General features: G+C 54.4%; 17 protein-coding genes and 1 riboswitch. Of the genes, 2 read left to right on the top strand and 15 right to left on the bottom strand.

From position 1 onward, the window contains the following. Position 1: 1 nt before the first annotated feature. The 15 genes from cbiM to pduF all read right to left on the bottom strand — a co-directional run bounded on the left by cbiM (position 2) and on the right by pduF (position 13,353). Positions 2–739 (bottom strand): cobalt ECF transporter S component CbiM, encoded by a 738-nt coding sequence (gene cbiM / locus ABVM99_RS14980; protein ID WP_000764336.1) that lies wholly within the window; start codon positions 737–739, stop codon positions 2–4. Then, entirely contained in the window at positions 736–1,449 is a 714-nt protein-coding gene (locus ABVM99_RS14975; RefSeq protein WP_001013550.1) for a cobalt-factor II C(20)-methyltransferase, read from the bottom strand. The genes cbiM and ABVM99_RS14975 overlap by 4 nt, the downstream gene beginning before the upstream one ends. Next, positions 1,446–2,240 (bottom strand): sirohydrochlorin cobaltochelatase, encoded by a 795-nt coding sequence (locus ABVM99_RS14970; RefSeq protein WP_000709784.1) that lies wholly within the window; start codon positions 2,238–2,240, stop codon positions 1,446–1,448. Before ABVM99_RS14970 ends, ABVM99_RS14975 begins: the two co-directional genes overlap by 4 nt. A 2-nt stretch (positions 2,241–2,242) precedes the next feature. Next, complete coding sequence (locus ABVM99_RS14965; RefSeq protein ID WP_023195173.1) at positions 2,243–3,034, bottom strand: cobalt-precorrin-6A reductase; 792 nt, start codon at positions 3,032–3,034, stop codon at positions 2,243–2,245. Continuing rightward, positions 3,031–3,756 carry a precorrin-3B C(17)-methyltransferase gene (locus ABVM99_RS14960; protein ID WP_052938231.1) on the bottom strand — a complete coding sequence of 242 codons (726 nt, stop codon included), beginning with the start codon at positions 3,754–3,756 and terminating at the stop codon, positions 3,031–3,033. Before ABVM99_RS14960 ends, ABVM99_RS14965 begins: the two co-directional genes overlap by 4 nt. After that, positions 3,756–4,811, bottom strand: a complete 1,056-nt coding sequence (gene cbiG, locus ABVM99_RS14955) for a cobalt-precorrin 5A hydrolase (RefSeq protein ID WP_001098912.1) — start codon at positions 4,809–4,811, stop codon at positions 3,756–3,758. Before cbiG ends, ABVM99_RS14960 begins: the two co-directional genes overlap by 1 nt. Continuing rightward, positions 4,792–5,565, bottom strand: a complete 774-nt coding sequence (locus ABVM99_RS14950; RefSeq protein ID WP_000004867.1) for a cobalt-precorrin-4 methyltransferase — start codon at positions 5,563–5,565, stop codon at positions 4,792–4,794. The genes cbiG and ABVM99_RS14950 overlap by 20 nt, the downstream gene beginning before the upstream one ends. After that, positions 5,549–6,127, bottom strand: coding sequence for a decarboxylating cobalt-precorrin-6B (C(15))-methyltransferase (locus ABVM99_RS14945; RefSeq protein ID WP_000650985.1), 579 nt, complete (start codon positions 6,125–6,127; stop codon positions 5,549–5,551). Before ABVM99_RS14945 ends, ABVM99_RS14950 begins: the two co-directional genes overlap by 17 nt. Beyond that, a complete protein-coding gene (locus ABVM99_RS14940; protein ID WP_023195020.1) occupies positions 6,117–6,722 on the bottom strand; it encodes a cobalt-precorrin-7 (C(5))-methyltransferase in 606 nt (201 codons plus the stop codon). Before ABVM99_RS14940 ends, ABVM99_RS14945 begins: the two co-directional genes overlap by 11 nt. After that, positions 6,716–7,855 (bottom strand): cobalt-precorrin-5B (C(1))-methyltransferase CbiD, encoded by a 1,140-nt coding sequence (gene cbiD / locus ABVM99_RS14935; protein ID WP_023195021.1) that lies wholly within the window; start codon positions 7,853–7,855, stop codon positions 6,716–6,718. The genes ABVM99_RS14940 and cbiD overlap by 7 nt, the downstream gene beginning before the upstream one ends. Continuing rightward, on the bottom strand, positions 7,855–8,487 hold the full coding sequence (locus tag ABVM99_RS14930; protein WP_000558993.1) for a cobalt-precorrin-8 methylmutase: 633 nt from the start codon (positions 8,485–8,487) through the stop codon (positions 7,855–7,857). The genes cbiD and ABVM99_RS14930 overlap by 1 nt, the downstream gene beginning before the upstream one ends. A 10-nt stretch (positions 8,488–8,497) precedes the next feature. Then, positions 8,498–9,457, bottom strand: coding sequence for an adenosylcobinamide-phosphate synthase CbiB (gene cbiB / locus ABVM99_RS14925; protein ID WP_000153654.1), 960 nt, complete (start codon positions 9,455–9,457; stop codon positions 8,498–8,500). After that, positions 9,454–10,833: a cobyrinate a,c-diamide synthase gene (locus ABVM99_RS14920; RefSeq protein WP_023195022.1), complete on the bottom strand. Its 1,380-nt coding sequence runs from the start codon at positions 10,831–10,833 to the stop codon at positions 9,454–9,456. Before ABVM99_RS14920 ends, cbiB begins: the two co-directional genes overlap by 4 nt. A 96-nt stretch (positions 10,834–10,929) precedes the next feature. Next, positions 10,930–11,105, bottom strand: a riboswitch (cobalamin riboswitch). Between the two features lie 325 nt (positions 11,106–11,430). Beyond that, positions 11,431–12,342: a regulatory protein PocR gene (gene pocR / locus ABVM99_RS14915; protein WP_052938230.1), complete on the bottom strand. Its 912-nt coding sequence runs from the start codon at positions 12,340–12,342 to the stop codon at positions 11,431–11,433. A 216-nt stretch (positions 12,343–12,558) separates the two neighbouring features. Further along, positions 12,559–13,353, bottom strand: coding sequence for a propanediol diffusion facilitator PduF (gene pduF, locus ABVM99_RS14910; RefSeq protein WP_001000023.1), 795 nt, complete (start codon positions 13,351–13,353; stop codon positions 12,559–12,561). Positions 13,354–13,877: 524 nt separating this feature from the next. Here pduF and pduA point away from each other — a divergent pair. After that, entirely contained in the window at positions 13,878–14,162 is a 285-nt protein-coding gene (pduA, locus tag ABVM99_RS14905) for a propanediol utilization microcompartment protein PduA (protein WP_001183618.1), read from the top strand. Beyond that, positions 14,159–14,971, top strand: coding sequence for a propanediol utilization microcompartment protein PduB (gene pduB / locus ABVM99_RS14900; RefSeq protein ID WP_000097497.1), 813 nt, complete (start codon positions 14,159–14,161; stop codon positions 14,969–14,971). The genes pduA and pduB overlap by 4 nt, the downstream gene beginning before the upstream one ends. The last annotated feature ends 16 nt before the right edge of the window (positions 14,972–14,987 follow it).

Raw genomic sequence — 14,987 nt, 5'->3', positions numbered from 1 at the left:
TTTAATGTCCTTGTACGGTAATCACTTGCCGTTTGGTTAACTGGTCATAAATCATGACGGTTAATAAACCTTCAGCAATGGCGACAGGAATCTGTGTGAGGCAGAAAATCCCCATAAATTTCACAACAGACCCTGTCGCTCCGGCATGGGGATCGGGAAACGCAACGCCAAGCTGGACTGAAGTCACAAAATAGGTCGCCAAATCCGCCAGCATCGCGCACAGAAAAACGGCGACATCGCGGCGCAGTCCGGCACGGCAGGCCATTTTCCACACCAGATAACCGACAACCGGGCCAATCACCGCCATCGACATTCCGTTTGCGCCAAGCGTCGTCAGGCCGCCGTGCGCCAGCAATAGCGCCTGAAACAACAGCACAACCGCGCCGAGAATCGCCACCACCCCGGGCCCGAACAAGATAACCGCCAGACCAACGCCGGTCGGATGTGAACAACTCCCCGTTACCGACGGAATTTTGAGCGCGGACAGGACAAAAATAAACGCGCCGCACAGCGCCAGCAGTACCTTCTGATGATTATCCTCCTGCACAATACGCCGTAAGCGCACCAGTCCATACCACAAGCAGGGTAAAAACAGTAACCACCAGGCCAGCGCCCACACTGGCGGTAAAAAGCCCTCCATGATATGCATCGCAAACGCCTGTTGCGGGACAACCATCAGCAATAGCGCTGCAGCCAGCCCACTGAAAGACAACTGTCGAAGCTGCTGTTCAAGTTTCATTCTGCATACTCCCACTGTTTATTGACCAGAATGGTCGAAAAATAGGGCAACGCTTGATCATCGTTGACCTCGTGGAGATGGCGCCAGCACTGCTCGCCGGGCAGTGTGGCCTCGGACATCATTAAGGCGCATTCCAGCAGGCCAGCCTGCGCCAGCAACGCTTTAATACGGGCGAACCGGCCATACACTTTCATCAACACCAGGCTATCATGCTGTTGTAGCGCCTGGGCTATTTCCGCTTCCGGCGCGGTACAAGAAATAACCGCCAGCGATTGCCGTTCTATGGCGAGCGGCATTTTCGCGCGGGCGGCTATCGCGGCGAAGGACGTGACGCCGGGGACAATCTCCAGCCACTCCGGACAGCCGATTCGCTGGAGTAAAAAAATCCAGGTACTGAATAGCATCGCATCGCCCAGGGTAATAAAACCGACCTGTTTACCTGCTTCCACCTCTGCGGTAAGCGCGGCGGCAACCTCGTTCCAGACCGCTTCTTTCTCGGCGCCGTCAGCGCTCATAGGGAAATGGCAACAACGTACTTCCGTCTGCTCGCCGAGATAGTCGCGCACAATCGACAGCGCCAGACTATCGCCCCCCTTACGACCGGCGGGCGCATACAGAATGTCCAGCGAGCCAAGAATCCGCGCTGCGCGGACGGTTATCAGGTCGGGCGCGCCTGGCCCGGTGCTTAATGCGTATAATTTACCGTTCATGCCGCCTCCTCTACCGCCATGTTCAGCGCCTGGTGCAAATGCGCGACAAACATCGCCCGGATAGCCGGGTTTTCTCCCAGCCCGCTCAGCCACGGCGTCGCCGGAATGCCCGCCGCGTTAAAGCGCATTTTCCATGAGTCGCCGTCGTCTGAAGCCATATCATTAATGGCGTGATCGCCCGCCACCAGCATTAATGGCATCAAATGTACGCCGGTGACGCCTTCGTCACGCAGGCTGTCGATCAGAATGTCGACCTCCGGGTAGCTTTCTACGGCGCCGACGCGCGCCGGGAAGCGCTGCGCGGTCATCATATGATCGAGGCAGGCATAAGCTGCGAATGCGTGATGGCTGGCGCCGTGGCCCATAAAAACGACTTTCTCCGTTTGTCTGAGCGATGGCATCTGTTGTCGCAACGCCTGCATTAGCTGCACATAATCGTTATGGCTGCTCAGCAGCGGCACGCCCAGCGTCAGGCGAGTGAATAACGGACGCAAGAGTTGTACTTCACGGACAATTTTTTCATATTCGTCGCCGTTAATAATGTGCAACGACTGAATCGCCACGTCCTGATATCCCTGTGCGGCAAGCTTTTGCAAAGCCTGTAATGGCGTATCGATGTCGATACCGTCACGCTGGCGAAGCTTGCGAATGATCATTCCGGAAGTGAAGGCGCGAAACAGGTCGCGATCGGGACAGGACGCCGCCAGATCACGTTCGCACGCCACAATGTTTTTTTCACAGGTGTCGTGATAGCTGGTGCCAAAACTGACTACCAGAAGCGCTTTTTTCATTTTTACTCCTTAGCTGCGGCCAGCCAGCGCGATAAACGCTGCGCAAAGGCGGCCAGGCTTTCCAGTAACTCATCACCCGTCACAAGCGGCGTCGGGCGCGCAATAACGATGCAGGGAATGCCCGCATCCAGACAGGGCTGAACTTTTTCCTGATATCCCCCCTCCGCGCCGGACGCTTTGGTAATGACTACGTCGGCCCGGCACTGGTGGTAAAACGCGGCGTTAAAATCAGCGCTGAACGGCCCACACAGAGCGAAAATTTCTCCAACGCCGAACCCCAGTTCGCTGCAGCGTTGAATCACCTCCGCCACGGGCAGTACGCGCGCCAGCAACGTTTTTTCCGCCAGCCCGGCACGCCAGACGGCCAGATCTTTACTACCGGTCGTCAGTAACACGCGCGGACCAAAACGCCTCGCTATCTCGCAGGCATCGGCAATACTGCGCGCCGTATAGAGAAGCGGATGCGTCAGATTGCTAAGCTGATCCGGACGCTGATAACGACTTAACAACACGCCTGCCGTTTCACAGGCGCGAAGGAGGTTATGGCTGACCATTTCTGCATAAGGATGCGATGCATCTATTACCCAGCGAGTACGGTTTTCTTTTAGCCAGGCGACCATCTGCCCGTACTCCAGACGACCACAGCGCACCTGCCCTTTAATGTCGCCCGCCAGCGCTTTTCCGGCTGGCGTCGCCACGGATAAGGTGTACGCGACGTTCGCTGCATCCAGTTGTCGGCATAACGCGCGCGCATCGCTGGTGCCGCCCACCACCAGCACCTCCCCCTCATTCACAGCGTGTAACCTCGCGGCGTTATCATCAGCCCATCCTGAACATAGGTCGTTTTATTACCGACGATGACCAGACTGGTCATATCTACCGGTTCAAAATCCATATCGCCGAGCGTAGTCAGCCATTTTTCCTCTTTCTTACGTCCGGCGGATTTCACCACGCCAACCGGCGTTTGCACGCTTTTACTGGCGGCAAGCAGGTCAAACGCGCGCGCCAGATGCCCTTCGCGGCCGCGGCTGCGCGGGTTGTAAAAACAGATAACGAAGTCGGCTTCGCCTGCGGCAACAATGCGTTTTTCAATCACCGGCCACGGGGTCAGCAGGTCGCTGAGGCTGATATGGCAGAAGTCATGCATCAGCGGCGCGCCCAGTAAAGAGGCGGCGGCGATGCTGGCGGTCATGCCAGGAATGAGCCGCACCTCGACGTCCAGCTTCTGCTTGCCGACCAGTTCCAGCACCAGCCCCGCCATGCCGTAAATACCGGCGTCGCCGCTGCTGATGAGCGCTACGTTATGCCCGGCCTGCGCCAGTTCAATAGCCGCCTGGCAGCGTTCAATTTCCTTACACATGCCAGTCTTGATCACCTGTTTGTCGCCGGTGAATGCTTTAACCAGATGGGTATAGGTTTTGTAACCCACGACGATTTCCGCCGCCTGAAGCGCCTCAATCGCTTCCATGGTCATCATTGACTGTGAGCCAGGGCCAATTCCGATTACGCTTAACATCAGTGTGCAACTCCCAAAGTAATAGTGACGCCCTGTTCTCGCAGGGTCTCGCCTAACAATTGTCCCTGGCTTAATAACCACGCAGCCGGGCCGGATACGCTGCCAACGCCCACCGTTTTTCTGACGAAGCCAGAACCGGGAAAATGGTGTTCGAATTCGCGCAACGCTTCGGCGGTAAAGGTTTTAAAAGGCACGCGGCAGCAGGAGGCGAGCTGAATAAGCCCCGGCTCCCCTTTTTTGAGCGTGACGCTGCCAATCGCTTTTAACGCCAGCGGATCGAGTTTCTGCGCTTCAAGCTGACGCGCCAGTAATGTCGCTAACAGGGGAAATGGCGTATCGCGGCGACAGCCAATTCCCGCCACCACGCGCTGGGGCACCAGTTTCCAGTGCAGTACGGGAAGCTCAGGGAGGTCATTACGCAAAGAGACGCAGATAAGCGCATCCAGTTCAGGCAACCGCTGCAAATCATCAACAGGGATAAAACCGCGAATATCACACTGGCCGATCTCTTCCGTTAGTTCGGCATCCCACCATAACCCCACACGTTGATGACTGACCAACATCTGGTTAACGGTTTTTACCGCCGTTCGAAGATCGGACATGCGGGCGTTAAGCTGGAAAGCTAAGGTGTCCAACGCGGACATCTCATTGACATCCGTTGCCGTGGTAATCACCGGATCGGCGCCTAACATTCCTGCCAGGTAGCGCGTCAAGGCATTGGCCCCGCCCGCATGACCGGAAAGCAGGCTAATGACATGCTGACCACGTTCATCAATGACGACCACCGCCGGATCGCTGAACTTGTCGTTCACTAACGGCGCCAGGACACGAACGGCAATGCCGGTCGCGCCGATAAAAATAAGCGCGGTATAAGTGGTAAAAGCCTGCCGGGCGGTATTAGCGAATCCGCCATCGAAGGGAATAAATCCCTCTTCCCGCAGTTTTTCACTGGTAAAGCAGGTTAACGGCAGCATCGCGGCGAGTCTCTTTGCCAGCGCCACGCCGCCGGGCGTCAGGCAAAACAACGCAATGGATTCAGGCTTTACGGTATTCATGGCTAAAGTCCGCTGCATAAAGTCTTGAGTAGTGATACTCCTTACCCAGAAAATTCCCGACCAGGATTAGCGCCGTCTTACGGATGCCAGCATCACGTACTTTGTCGCTAATATCCGCTAATGTGCCGCGAACGGTCTGGCTTTCCGGCCAGGTAGCCTTATAGATGACCGCGACAGGCGTAGCTGCCGGATAACCGCCGGCAATGAGACGTTCCGCCACTCGGTGAATACGCTGAACGGAGAGATAAATCGCCATCGACGTCTGGTGACTGGCGAACGCCTCCAGTTGTTCGCGCGCCGGTACTGGCGTACGCCCTTCCAGACGGGTAATAATGAGACTCTGCGATACCTCCGGTACGGTATATTCCACACCCAGCTCCGCCGCAGCGCCGAGAAACGCGCTGACGCCAGGCACTACCTGCCAGTCGATACCACGGCGGGTTAACTCTTCGCCTTGCTCACGTACGGAGCCGTACAGCGAGACATCGCCCGTTTGCAACCGCACCACCGTTTTTCCCGCTTTCACGCCCGCAGCCATCAGCTCGATAATCTGCTCAAGATGCAGTTCGGCGCTGTCGTAGCGTTCTGCCTGCGCGGGGCAGTAATCCAGCAGTTCGGTATTGATCAGCGAACCGGCATAGATAACTACCTGCGCCTGTTGCAGCAGGCGGTAGCCTTTAAGCGTGATCAGCTCGCGATCGCCCGGCCCGGCGCCGACGAACCATACACAGCGTGGATCAAATGTCTCTGACATGGTTTTCTTCCTTCTGACAGGCGATAACAAAAACAGGATTGTTCGGTTTGAAATAGTGTCCCGCCCCCAGCGGCGTTAACGATGAAAGCTGAAGCTGTACACAGTCCATTCGACATGCGCCGATGTGGGCAAGATGCGCCAGCGCGCTATGAAGGTTTTCCTGCAAGATAAAGGTCATCACCAGACGGCCACCGGGATGCAGATGGCCCATCGCCCAGTCAATCAGCGCCGTCAGATGTCCGCCGCTGCCGCCCATAAACACCGCATCGGCTTTCCCGGTTATGGTCATTGGCGCTTCGCCGGGGAGAATATCGATATTGCCGCAGGCAAAGCGCTGACGATTCTCATCAAGCAGCCGTAGCGCGGCAGGATTACGCTCGATAGCCGTCACCTGCAACGAAGGAAATTGCAGCGCCGCTTCAATTGAGACGCTTCCCGTTCCCGCCCCGACGTCAATCAGGTGACTGGCGCGGTGGAGCTCAAGTTTCGACAGTGCCAGCGCCCGTACCGCCTCTTTGGTCATTGGCACGTTCTCGCCGCGCAGAAAAAGCTCATCTTTCATCCAGGATCACCACTGCATTCATTTCATAGTCGGCGTTGACCGCACTGACAGGTAGCCAGTGGATCCGCTCATTTTCCATCGCCAGATTTTCACCAATCACCATTAAGCGATGCCCTTTGCCCCGCGCGACCAATTCCCGCGCGATTTCTCGCGGCCCGCAGCGGGCATCCGTGACCATCGCCACTTTGCGATGGTTCGCTACCTGCTTGAAGCTGACGCAACGACCGTGGCTACTGGTCAACCACATGTCATTCATATCAATTCCAGCCTGTGCGCACAGATACTGTACGGCGCTGATGCCAGGGATAATGCGAACCTGTTCGATACCAAAATGCGCCACCAGGCGTGTACCGATGCCATAAAACAGCGGATCGCCGGAGGCCAGCACCACGATCCCTTTATCCCAACGGGCGGCAATCCAGGACAACAACGCGCCAATATCCGCGCCCAGCGTAAATCGTTCGCCGCCAAACGCCGGAAACTGCGCCAAATGGCGTTTACCGCCTGCCAGCGCATCGGCGTGGTCTATCGCTTCCAGCGCCGCAGGCGTCATCAAATGCCGTCCAGCGGGCCCCATTCCCACGACCGTTAGCATTGCAGCTCCTTAGCAATCTCGTCGACGGGACGATTACTGCCGAGAATATGGTTATCAAAAGAAAACAGGATGGCGTCGCAGACAGGCGGCGTTTTGGTAAAACGCAGCATCTGCATGACTCGCAAACAAATACGCCTGGCAAGATGGTTATAGATATGCCCGAAGCCATATGCTTCAATGTGCTCCATTGCCGCTTCGGTGGTATCGCAATCGCTGACCAGGGTGAGTAACTCCAGCGGCGCGCCCAGTAAAGCTAAATGCGCGACCAGCGTTTCCATGCGCGCATCGGCAATATGGCTATGGGTATGAAAGATCCCGGCGGCGATTTTGATCAATTTTCCAGGATGACCCACCAGCACTATCTGGCAAAATCCCAGCCGTACCGCCTCTTCAATCATGTAGCCGACAAAATTGCTCATGGTGACGACTGCCTGTGTGTCGACGCCCATTTGTTCGCGAACAAACCGTTCGCCGTGGTTGCCCGGCACGAGTATCACCCGCGTTAATCCTGACGCCCGTTTGATCTCCAGTTCCAGCGATAGCGAGCGTTTCCAGCTTTCTTCCGACATCGGCGTCACAATGCCGGTAGTGCCAATAATGGAAATGCCGCCAAGGATGCCAAGCCGCGAGTTATACGTTTTTTGCGCCCGCACTTCGCCTTCCGGGGCAAAAATCTCCACATCGGCCCCACGCGCCGGGCCTATCGCTTCGCGCACCGCTGACTCAATGGTATGGCGCGGCGTACGATTGATGGCGGCGCTCCCGAGCGGCAGCCCAACCCCTTTACGCGTTACCGTACCAATACCTTCGCCGCCAGTGAGCGTAATCTCACCGCTGTCGTTGAGCGTAACGCGGGCAAAAATCAGCATTCCGTGCGTGGCATCCACGTCATCGCCGCCATCTTTACGAATTGCGGCTATCGCCTGCTGGCCTTCAATGTGCGGCGACTCCACGTTCAGGCATAGCGTGACGCCCGACGGCGTGACGATGGAGACCTGATGAATCAGATGTTGACGCAATACCATCAGCGCGGCGACTTTTGCCGCCGCCGTCGCGCAGGAACCGGTGGTATATCCTTTACGTAACGCTTTACCGTGGTGCCAGACCGGCGCGTCAAAAGAAAGCTCGCTCATCAGGCCTCCCGGAGATGATAGAGCAGCGCATTGACGATAGCGGCAGCCACGTTACTGCCGCCTTTACGCCCTAACGCGGCAACCGCGGGGAAATGGCTATGGGTGAGCGCCTCTTTGGACTCCGCCGCGCCGACAAACCCTACCGGTACGCCCACCACGCCGCTCACCGTCACGTTATGTTCAAGCAAACGGAACAGGGCCGTCGGCGCATTACCGAAAACAAAGAGCTTGTTTTTCTCCTCCTCGGCGATAGCGATATCGACGGCGGCCATTGAACGGGTAATCCCCTGCGTTTTTGCGGCGCGCACTACGCGCGGATCGCTGATATAACAGCGACACTCGCCGCCAAACGTCGCCAGTAATCTTTTATTAATGCCGGACAGCGCCATCGTGGTATCGGTATAAATAATGCATGGTTGACGTAGCGCATCACAAAGCTGCTCCAGCGCATCGGCAGAGAACCACAAAATGTCCAGCCAGTCGAAATCGGCGGTGGTATGAATAACCCGCTTGATAATGGCCTCATGGAGCGGACTGGCGAAACGGTAATCAGGACGCGTTTCGCGAATAATGTCGCTAATAATGGTGAAACTGTTGGCCTCAATGGTTTGGGGCTGCTGGATATAATGCATACTGTCGTCCTCAGGCCACGCCAGATAACCCGCACCGCGCCGCAATAAACAGCGCCAGCGCCAGGGTTGAAGCGACCCACATTAATCGAATCGTTCGGGAAATATCGTCCACGGAAATATCGCGCTGCGCGTCGCCGATCCAGGGCTTGTCCACACGCTCGCCAAAGTAGTTATTTGGGCCGCCGAGCTGGATACCTAAGGCGCCAGCCACACACGCTTCCGACCAGGCGCAATTTGGGCTACTGTGGTTATAACGGTCACGCCAGCCAATACGCAGCGCACGCCAACCACTCAGGCGACACAGTCCTGCCGCAATGCCCAGCAACAGCCAGCTCAGTCGGGCAGGAAGATAGTTCGCTACGTCGTCCATACGGGCGCTGACCATACCAATCGCCCGGTATTTTTCATGTTTGTAGCCCACCATTGAATCCAGGGTATTGACGGCTTTGTAGGCCATCGCCAGCGGCGCGCCGCCGAGAAAGAGGAAAAAGAGCGGCGCGATAATGCCGTCAACGGTGTTTTCTGCAACCGTTTCCACCACGGCGCGATTGATCTGCGCTGGCTGAAGTTGCGACGTATCGCGCCCGACGATCCAGGAGAGTTTTATTCGGCTTTCCGCAAGGTCGTTCTCCCGCAACGGTCGTTCAACCTCCTGCGCGGCGCGGGCCAGAGAGCGTCCGGCCAGCGTGGTAAAGATCATCCAGACTTCGACGCTCCAGCCAAACCAGGGGTGAATCCGCTGCGCCAGCGCCAGTACGCCCCATGCCACGCCCCAGGTCGCCCCGACAACCACAACCCACATTACGCCGCCGCCAATCCGCAGCGCTTTATCGCCGGGACAATAGCGACGCACAATACGCTGCACAAACGTGATTAAACGACCTATCCAGCGTACCGGATGGGGCCAGTGTTGAGGGTCGCCGATGATAAAATCCAGCACCCAGGCGATACACCAGGCAAGAATCGTCATAATACGCGCCTCGCCGCCGCCAGCCAGTGCTGCAACATTTCCGGACGCTGGGCGAAATGGACGTGCAGATAGCTGGCAAACGTGTTGCCTGTCTGCCAGCCGCCAGCCCATTCCTGTAACACGCGGCCATCGCGAACCTTACGACAGGCCATAACGGCGGGTGTTTCGGGAATAAAATCTGAGTAGTGAAATTCATGGCCGCGCACTATCTCGCCAGGCACCGCCAATAGCGTTGGCTGCATAGCCTGCGCCTCACAGTAACCAAAGCGGGTAAGTCGCTTACCCATTTTGCTGTGACCGGGGATAATATTCGCCATCTGATGAATTTCCCCGCCGCTATCCTCCAGAGTGCTCCCCAGATACATCAGACCACCACACTCCGCGTAAATCGCCACGCCGCGCTGATGCGCCGCCCGCAAATGTTTTAACATCGCCGTATTTGCCGCCAGCTCTGCGGCGTATAATTCAGGATATCCACCGCCCAGCCAGATCATCTGGCAATCAGGCAATGCGCGGTCATGCAGTGGGCTAAAACACACAATGTTAACGCCGGCACGCTCCAGCAAATCGATGTTATCGGGGTAATAAAAGTTAAAGGCCTCATCATCCGCCAGAGCAAGCGTCAGCCCTGCCCCCGCTGTGTTATCGGGGCGCTCAGGCCACATTCCCGTCGGAAGCGCTGATAACACGCTCAGCGAGAGTAGCGCATCCACATCCACTGTTTGTTCCAGCGAGGCGGCAAAATCATGCCATGATTGCTGATTGACGAGGGATTCTCTGGCGGTAATCAACCCCAGGTGGCGTTCAGGTAATGCGACGCCGTCGCAAGGAGGGACATACCCCAGTACCGGCAGTGAGCAATAATGTTCAATGGCATTTTTGAGGAGCTGATAGTGGGCGTCGCTAGTGACGCGATTCACAATCACGCCCGCGAGGTTGAGGGTCGGGTCGAAGTGCTGAAATCCCATAACGGTAGCCGCAAGCGACGTTGAAACAGCCTTGCCGTCCACCAGTAGGATGACCGGGCAACCAAGCTGTTTGGCCATCGCGGCTGTGCTGCAGTAATTGGGGTCGACGCCATAGCCGTCATACAGCCCCATGACCCCTTCAATGACAGCGATATCCGCCTGCCGCATTTGTTCGCAAAATAAGGCGTTGAGAACAGGAGGAGGAAGCATGAAACTGTCAAGATTACGGGACGCCACGCCACAGATAGCGGTATGCCAGCCGGTATCAAGGTAATCTGGCCCAACTTTAAACGGCTGTACGCGCAGCGCGCGTTTTTGCAGCAGCCTCAACAAACCAAGCGTCACCGTGGTTTTGCCGCAACCGCTTCCTGTGCCTGCAAGAATAAATGCGTGATGCCTTGCCGCCATTACCCTGATCCTGTTCAGGGTGGTAGGGGTATACAGGTACGCGCATGTTCAGTCTTTCGACTGTACGCGTCTTCGCAACCCACTTCCCACCGAAGTTGTTGGTTATCACCGACAGGCAGGTCTTCTGGCTTAGCGTCCTCCTCGCCCGTCCTTCCCAATCTTGCGATCAGTGGTCTTTACGGGGTCGTCAGCATCACAGCAGCGGGGGCTGCGGGGGATTTTCACCCCCTTCCCTACCACAAATGTGGCAAACCTGTTGGTTTACGTTATGGCTGTACGGCAAACCCATAACGGCAATTAATAATGTGCTACGTTTTACATTTCTGTGAGCAATAGCCTGAGCGGTTGCTCATCTGACGTTAATCTACTCATCCTTATCGGTATATTGACGATAAAACGTATCGACAAAGCGTAATAAAACTTATCTTTCCTGACACTGTACTTCATCACAAAAATAAAAACTGGTGCAGTTTATGCCCTAAATTTTATTATTTTGTTGCGCTATGACAATTTATTGTTACACCAGATAAATTTTCTTTCTGAAATGATTAAGATACAAAAGACTATCAAAAATCGGCAATAGCAAAATATTGCTATTCATAACGATGGAGGATGAGAATTCTCATTTATCTGCTGGCGATAAGCCTGCGGCGTAACCTGATAGGTCTGGCGGAAGACTTTGCAAAAATAGCTGGTTTGCGAAAAGCCTAAATTACGCGCAATACTGGCAATACTCCAGTCACTATGGCAAAGCAATTCTCTGGCGCTAACCATTCTCTGGCGGTTTACCCACGCATTAAATCCGATTCCCTGATATTTCTTGAATAGCTTACTGAAGTAATAGGGGCTGAGATAGACATGTGAGGCGGCATCCTCAAGACGAAGATCGTCGGACAAATGCGCATCAATATAGCGAAGCGCTTTTTTCATTTTACTGTCATGCGGAGTGGGACCACGAGTGGTTTTATTTGCCTCCGATTGCTGCGGATTGTCTTTGATAACCACGAAATTGAGCTGTTTTTTCAGGCAATTCTCAACAATCAGTTTAAGAAGATCGGCGGAAGCGATAACGCGTGAATAGTCCATCTCTGGCACATTCCGAAATTCATTCAAGAGCTCAGGGTCAGCCTGCCAGCGATCGTCAACATTAAGAATGTTTACCAGCTCCACGTCATTACTTAAACGAACCTGCCCGCATAAAACAAAGCCAACTAAATGCCCTGCGATTACCAGCGGAATAGAAAAATCCGTTAGACCGGCATGACAACGATAAATACAGGGTTGATCGGACTTCGATGCCTCCAGTCCCCCGCAGCGATCGCTCATACGACAACGTGTACTATGCTGGGGATGCTGCCGCATCAACTGACAAAACGGCGTGAAATTGAATAGCTCAGATATTTCATCACCATGAATATTGACAACCACAACCGCCAGACCGGTGGCTTGTGCAAAATCCTGTGCGATTTTATTAATGAGTTCTGAGTTCAGAGCGCTCGCAGAAATCATGATAAAACCCCTCAGTTAATTTATTGTTATAAACAAAACACATTATTTACATTCACTTTTTATTACCATTATCCTGGCCCTGATAAAAAGTACAATGACAATATCAAAAGTCTCCCATTGCTGGGAGACGTTTTGATCAGTTCGTGAAAGCAGATCACGAAATTATCTCACCTGTTTTTACGATACATCATTGCTGTGAATCTGGTTCGCATTTCCTTACAGTTCACAGCGGTTACAAGGTAAATTCTTACCAATAAAATAGCGATATATGGCTGCTCCGGCACAGGCGCCGATAACAGGCGCGACAATCGGCACGATAAAATAAGGGATCTCTCGCCCACCGCTCATCGCCATGTTCCCCCACCCCGCTAACCATGTGAACAGTTTGGGACCGAAATCACGCGCCGGGTTCATTGCAAAACCGGTAAGGGGTCCAGTAGACGCGCCGATAACGGCAACCAGTATCCCAATAAGCAAAGGCGCAAGCGGCCCTTTAGGAATGCCATTGCCATCATCCGTCAATGCCATGATCATGCCCATCAGAATCGACGTAATGACCACTTCCACCAACGCAGCCTGCCATACATTTAGCGCTGCGGCCGGATAGGTACTGAAAATGCTGGCTAATTGCAAACTTTCGACGCTACCGCGCACCATATGATGCGCAGTCTCAAATTCAGTAAAAAGGCTACTATAAAGCACATACGCCAGCAGAGCGCCGCCAAAAGCGCCGGCAAACTGGGCAATAATATAAGGCAATACTTTCTGTTTGGGGAAGCAGGCAAACAGCCACAGCGCAATCGTCACCGCAGGGTTAAGATGTCCGCCGGAGATTCCGGCAGTAAGGTAAACGGCCAGTGAAATTCCAAGCCCCCAAATAATGCAAATCTCCCATAATCCGAGGCTGGCGCCTGCGACTTTGAGCGCGCTCAAACAGCCGATACCAAAAAACAAAAAGAGTCCGGTGCCTAAAAATTCCGCACCACATTGCGCCTTTAGAGAATCATTCATGTGACACCTTCTGAGCAAAGTTCGTGTCCTGGCCAGCGCAAGTTTCGGCTGGCGGTAGAGTACAGCTAACCTCACTATAAAAAGTGCCGCCTGTAAATTGTTGGCAACCTGCGAACCTGTCTACCGGAAAAATCGTGTTGCGATAGCAAAATTTTGCTTTTCCGATATTTTTAGCAGCCCATCATACGGGAGATTCGAGCTATAAAATACGCCTGTGAAAATAATAAAATATTGCACAAGCCAACTTATCAATTTCGAATAAGCATCACATTTTGCGTCTTTCGCCATATCAAATAAAAATACTCTCGTCACTAACAAAAATGTAAAAATGAAATAATAAAAACAAAATAATCATATAGACAATAATAAATTAAATGTTATTTATCAATAAGTTATAAAAGCAAAAGACAATTTAGTCATATTGCTTTCCCATTATTTTCTGATGCTCAACAGCAAGTCAGCCATTCTTTTTCCTCGCATCTTCTTATAGTCCCAACTATCGGAACACTCCATGCGAGGTCTTTATGCAACAAGAAGCACTAGGAATGGTAGAAACCAAAGGCTTAACCGCAGCCATAGAGGCCGCTGATGCAATGGTTAAGTCAGCCAATGTGATGTTAGTGGGCTATGAAAAGATTGGCTCCGGGCTGGTAACCGTCATCGTGCGCGGCGATGTTGGCGCGGTCAAAGCGGCCACCGATGCAGGTGCCGCAGCCGCACGCAACGTGGGTGAAGTGAAAGCCGTACACGTCATCCCACGCCCTCACACCGATGTAGAAAAAATCTTACCGAAGGGAATTAGCCAATGAGCAGCAATGAGCTGGTGGAACAGATCATGGCGCAGGTGATTGCCCGTGTGGCAACGCCGGAACAACAGGCCATCCCTGGTCAACCCCAACCTATACGAGAGACGGCTATGGCAGAAAAAAGCTGCAGTTTAACGGAATTTGTCGGGACCGCCATTGGCGATACCCTGGGCCTGGTTATCGCCAACGTCGATACCGCCCTGCTGGACGCGATGAAACTTGAGAAGCGCTATCGTTCCATCGGCATTCTCGGCGCCCGCACCGGCGCAGGCCCGCACATTATGGCGGCGGACGAAGCGGTGAAAGCCACCAACACCGAAGTGGTCAGCATTGAGCTGCCGCGCGATACCAAAGGCGGCGCGGGCCACGGTTCGCTGATTATTTTAGGCGGTAACGACGTTTCCGACGTCAAGCGCGGTATCGAAGTCGCGCTGAAAGAGCTGGACCGCACCTTCGGTGATGTTTACGGCAACGAAGCCGGACATATCGAGCTGCAGTACACCGCTCGCGCCAGCTACGCCCTGGAAAAAGCGTTCGGCGCGCCGATTGGCCGCGCCTGCGGCATTATCGTCGGCGCTCCGGCTTCCGTCGGCGTACTGATGGCCGATACCGCGCTGAAGTCAGCCAACGTTGAAGTCGTGGCGTACAGCTCTCCGGCGCACGGCACCAGCTTTAGTAACGAAGCTATTCTGGTGATTTCCGGCGACTCCGGCGCGGTCCGTCAGGCGGTGACCTCCGCCCGCGAAATCGGCAAAACCGTCCTTGCGACCCTCGGTTCTGAACCGAAAAACGATCGCCCGTCCTACATCTGATACCCACGAGGCTGAT

Source organism: Salmonella sp. SJTUF15591, from assembly GCF_043356435.1.
GTDB lineage: Bacteria > Pseudomonadota > Gammaproteobacteria > Enterobacterales > Enterobacteriaceae > Salmonella > Salmonella enterica.
The sequence above is the reverse complement of the archived record's forward strand: the minus strand, read 5'-3'. Positions and strand labels throughout refer to the sequence as shown.

Bases quoted from the DNA above. Each gene is read 5' to 3' on its own strand.
- cbiM (WP_000764336.1), bottom strand. From the start codon at position 739: ATGAAACTTGAACAGCAGCTTCGACAGTTGTCTTTCAGTGGGCTGGCT.
- cbiG (WP_001098912.1), bottom strand. From the start codon at position 4,811: ATGAATACCGTAAAGCCTGAATCCATTGCGTTGTTTTGCCTGACGCCC.
- ABVM99_RS14950 (WP_000004867.1), bottom strand. From the start codon at position 5,565: ATGTCAGAGACATTTGATCCACGCTGTGTATGGTTCGTCGGCGCCGGG.
- ABVM99_RS14960 (WP_052938231.1), bottom strand. From the start codon at position 3,756: ATGTTAAGCGTAATCGGAATTGGCCCTGGCTCACAGTCAATGATGACC.
- ABVM99_RS14930 (WP_000558993.1), bottom strand. From the start codon at position 8,487: ATGCATTATATCCAGCAGCCCCAAACCATTGAGGCCAACAGTTTCACC.
- pduA (WP_001183618.1), top strand. From the start codon at position 13,878: ATGCAACAAGAAGCACTAGGAATGGTAGAAACCAAAGGCTTAACCGCA.
- cbiD (WP_023195021.1), bottom strand. From the start codon at position 7,855: ATGAGCGAGCTTTCTTTTGACGCGCCGGTCTGGCACCACGGTAAAGCG.
- ABVM99_RS14945 (WP_000650985.1), bottom strand. From the start codon at position 6,127: ATGAAAGATGAGCTTTTTCTGCGCGGCGAGAACGTGCCAATGACCAAA.
- ABVM99_RS14920 (WP_023195022.1), bottom strand. From the start codon at position 10,833: ATGGCGGCAAGGCATCACGCATTTATTCTTGCAGGCACAGGAAGCGGT.
- ABVM99_RS14940 (WP_023195020.1), bottom strand. From the start codon at position 6,722: ATGCTAACGGTCGTGGGAATGGGGCCCGCTGGACGGCATTTGATGACG.
- cbiB (WP_000153654.1), bottom strand. From the start codon at position 9,457: ATGACGATTCTTGCCTGGTGTATCGCCTGGGTGCTGGATTTTATCATC.
- ABVM99_RS14970 (WP_000709784.1), bottom strand. From the start codon at position 2,240: ATGAAAAAAGCGCTTCTGGTAGTCAGTTTTGGCACCAGCTATCACGAC.
- pocR (WP_052938230.1), bottom strand. From the start codon at position 12,342: ATGATTTCTGCGAGCGCTCTGAACTCAGAACTCATTAATAAAATCGCA.
- pduB (WP_000097497.1), top strand. From the start codon at position 14,159: ATGAGCAGCAATGAGCTGGTGGAACAGATCATGGCGCAGGTGATTGCC.
- pduF (WP_001000023.1), bottom strand. From the start codon at position 13,353: ATGAATGATTCTCTAAAGGCGCAATGTGGTGCGGAATTTTTAGGCACC.
- ABVM99_RS14975 (WP_001013550.1), bottom strand. From the start codon at position 1,449: ATGAACGGTAAATTATACGCATTAAGCACCGGGCCAGGCGCGCCCGAC.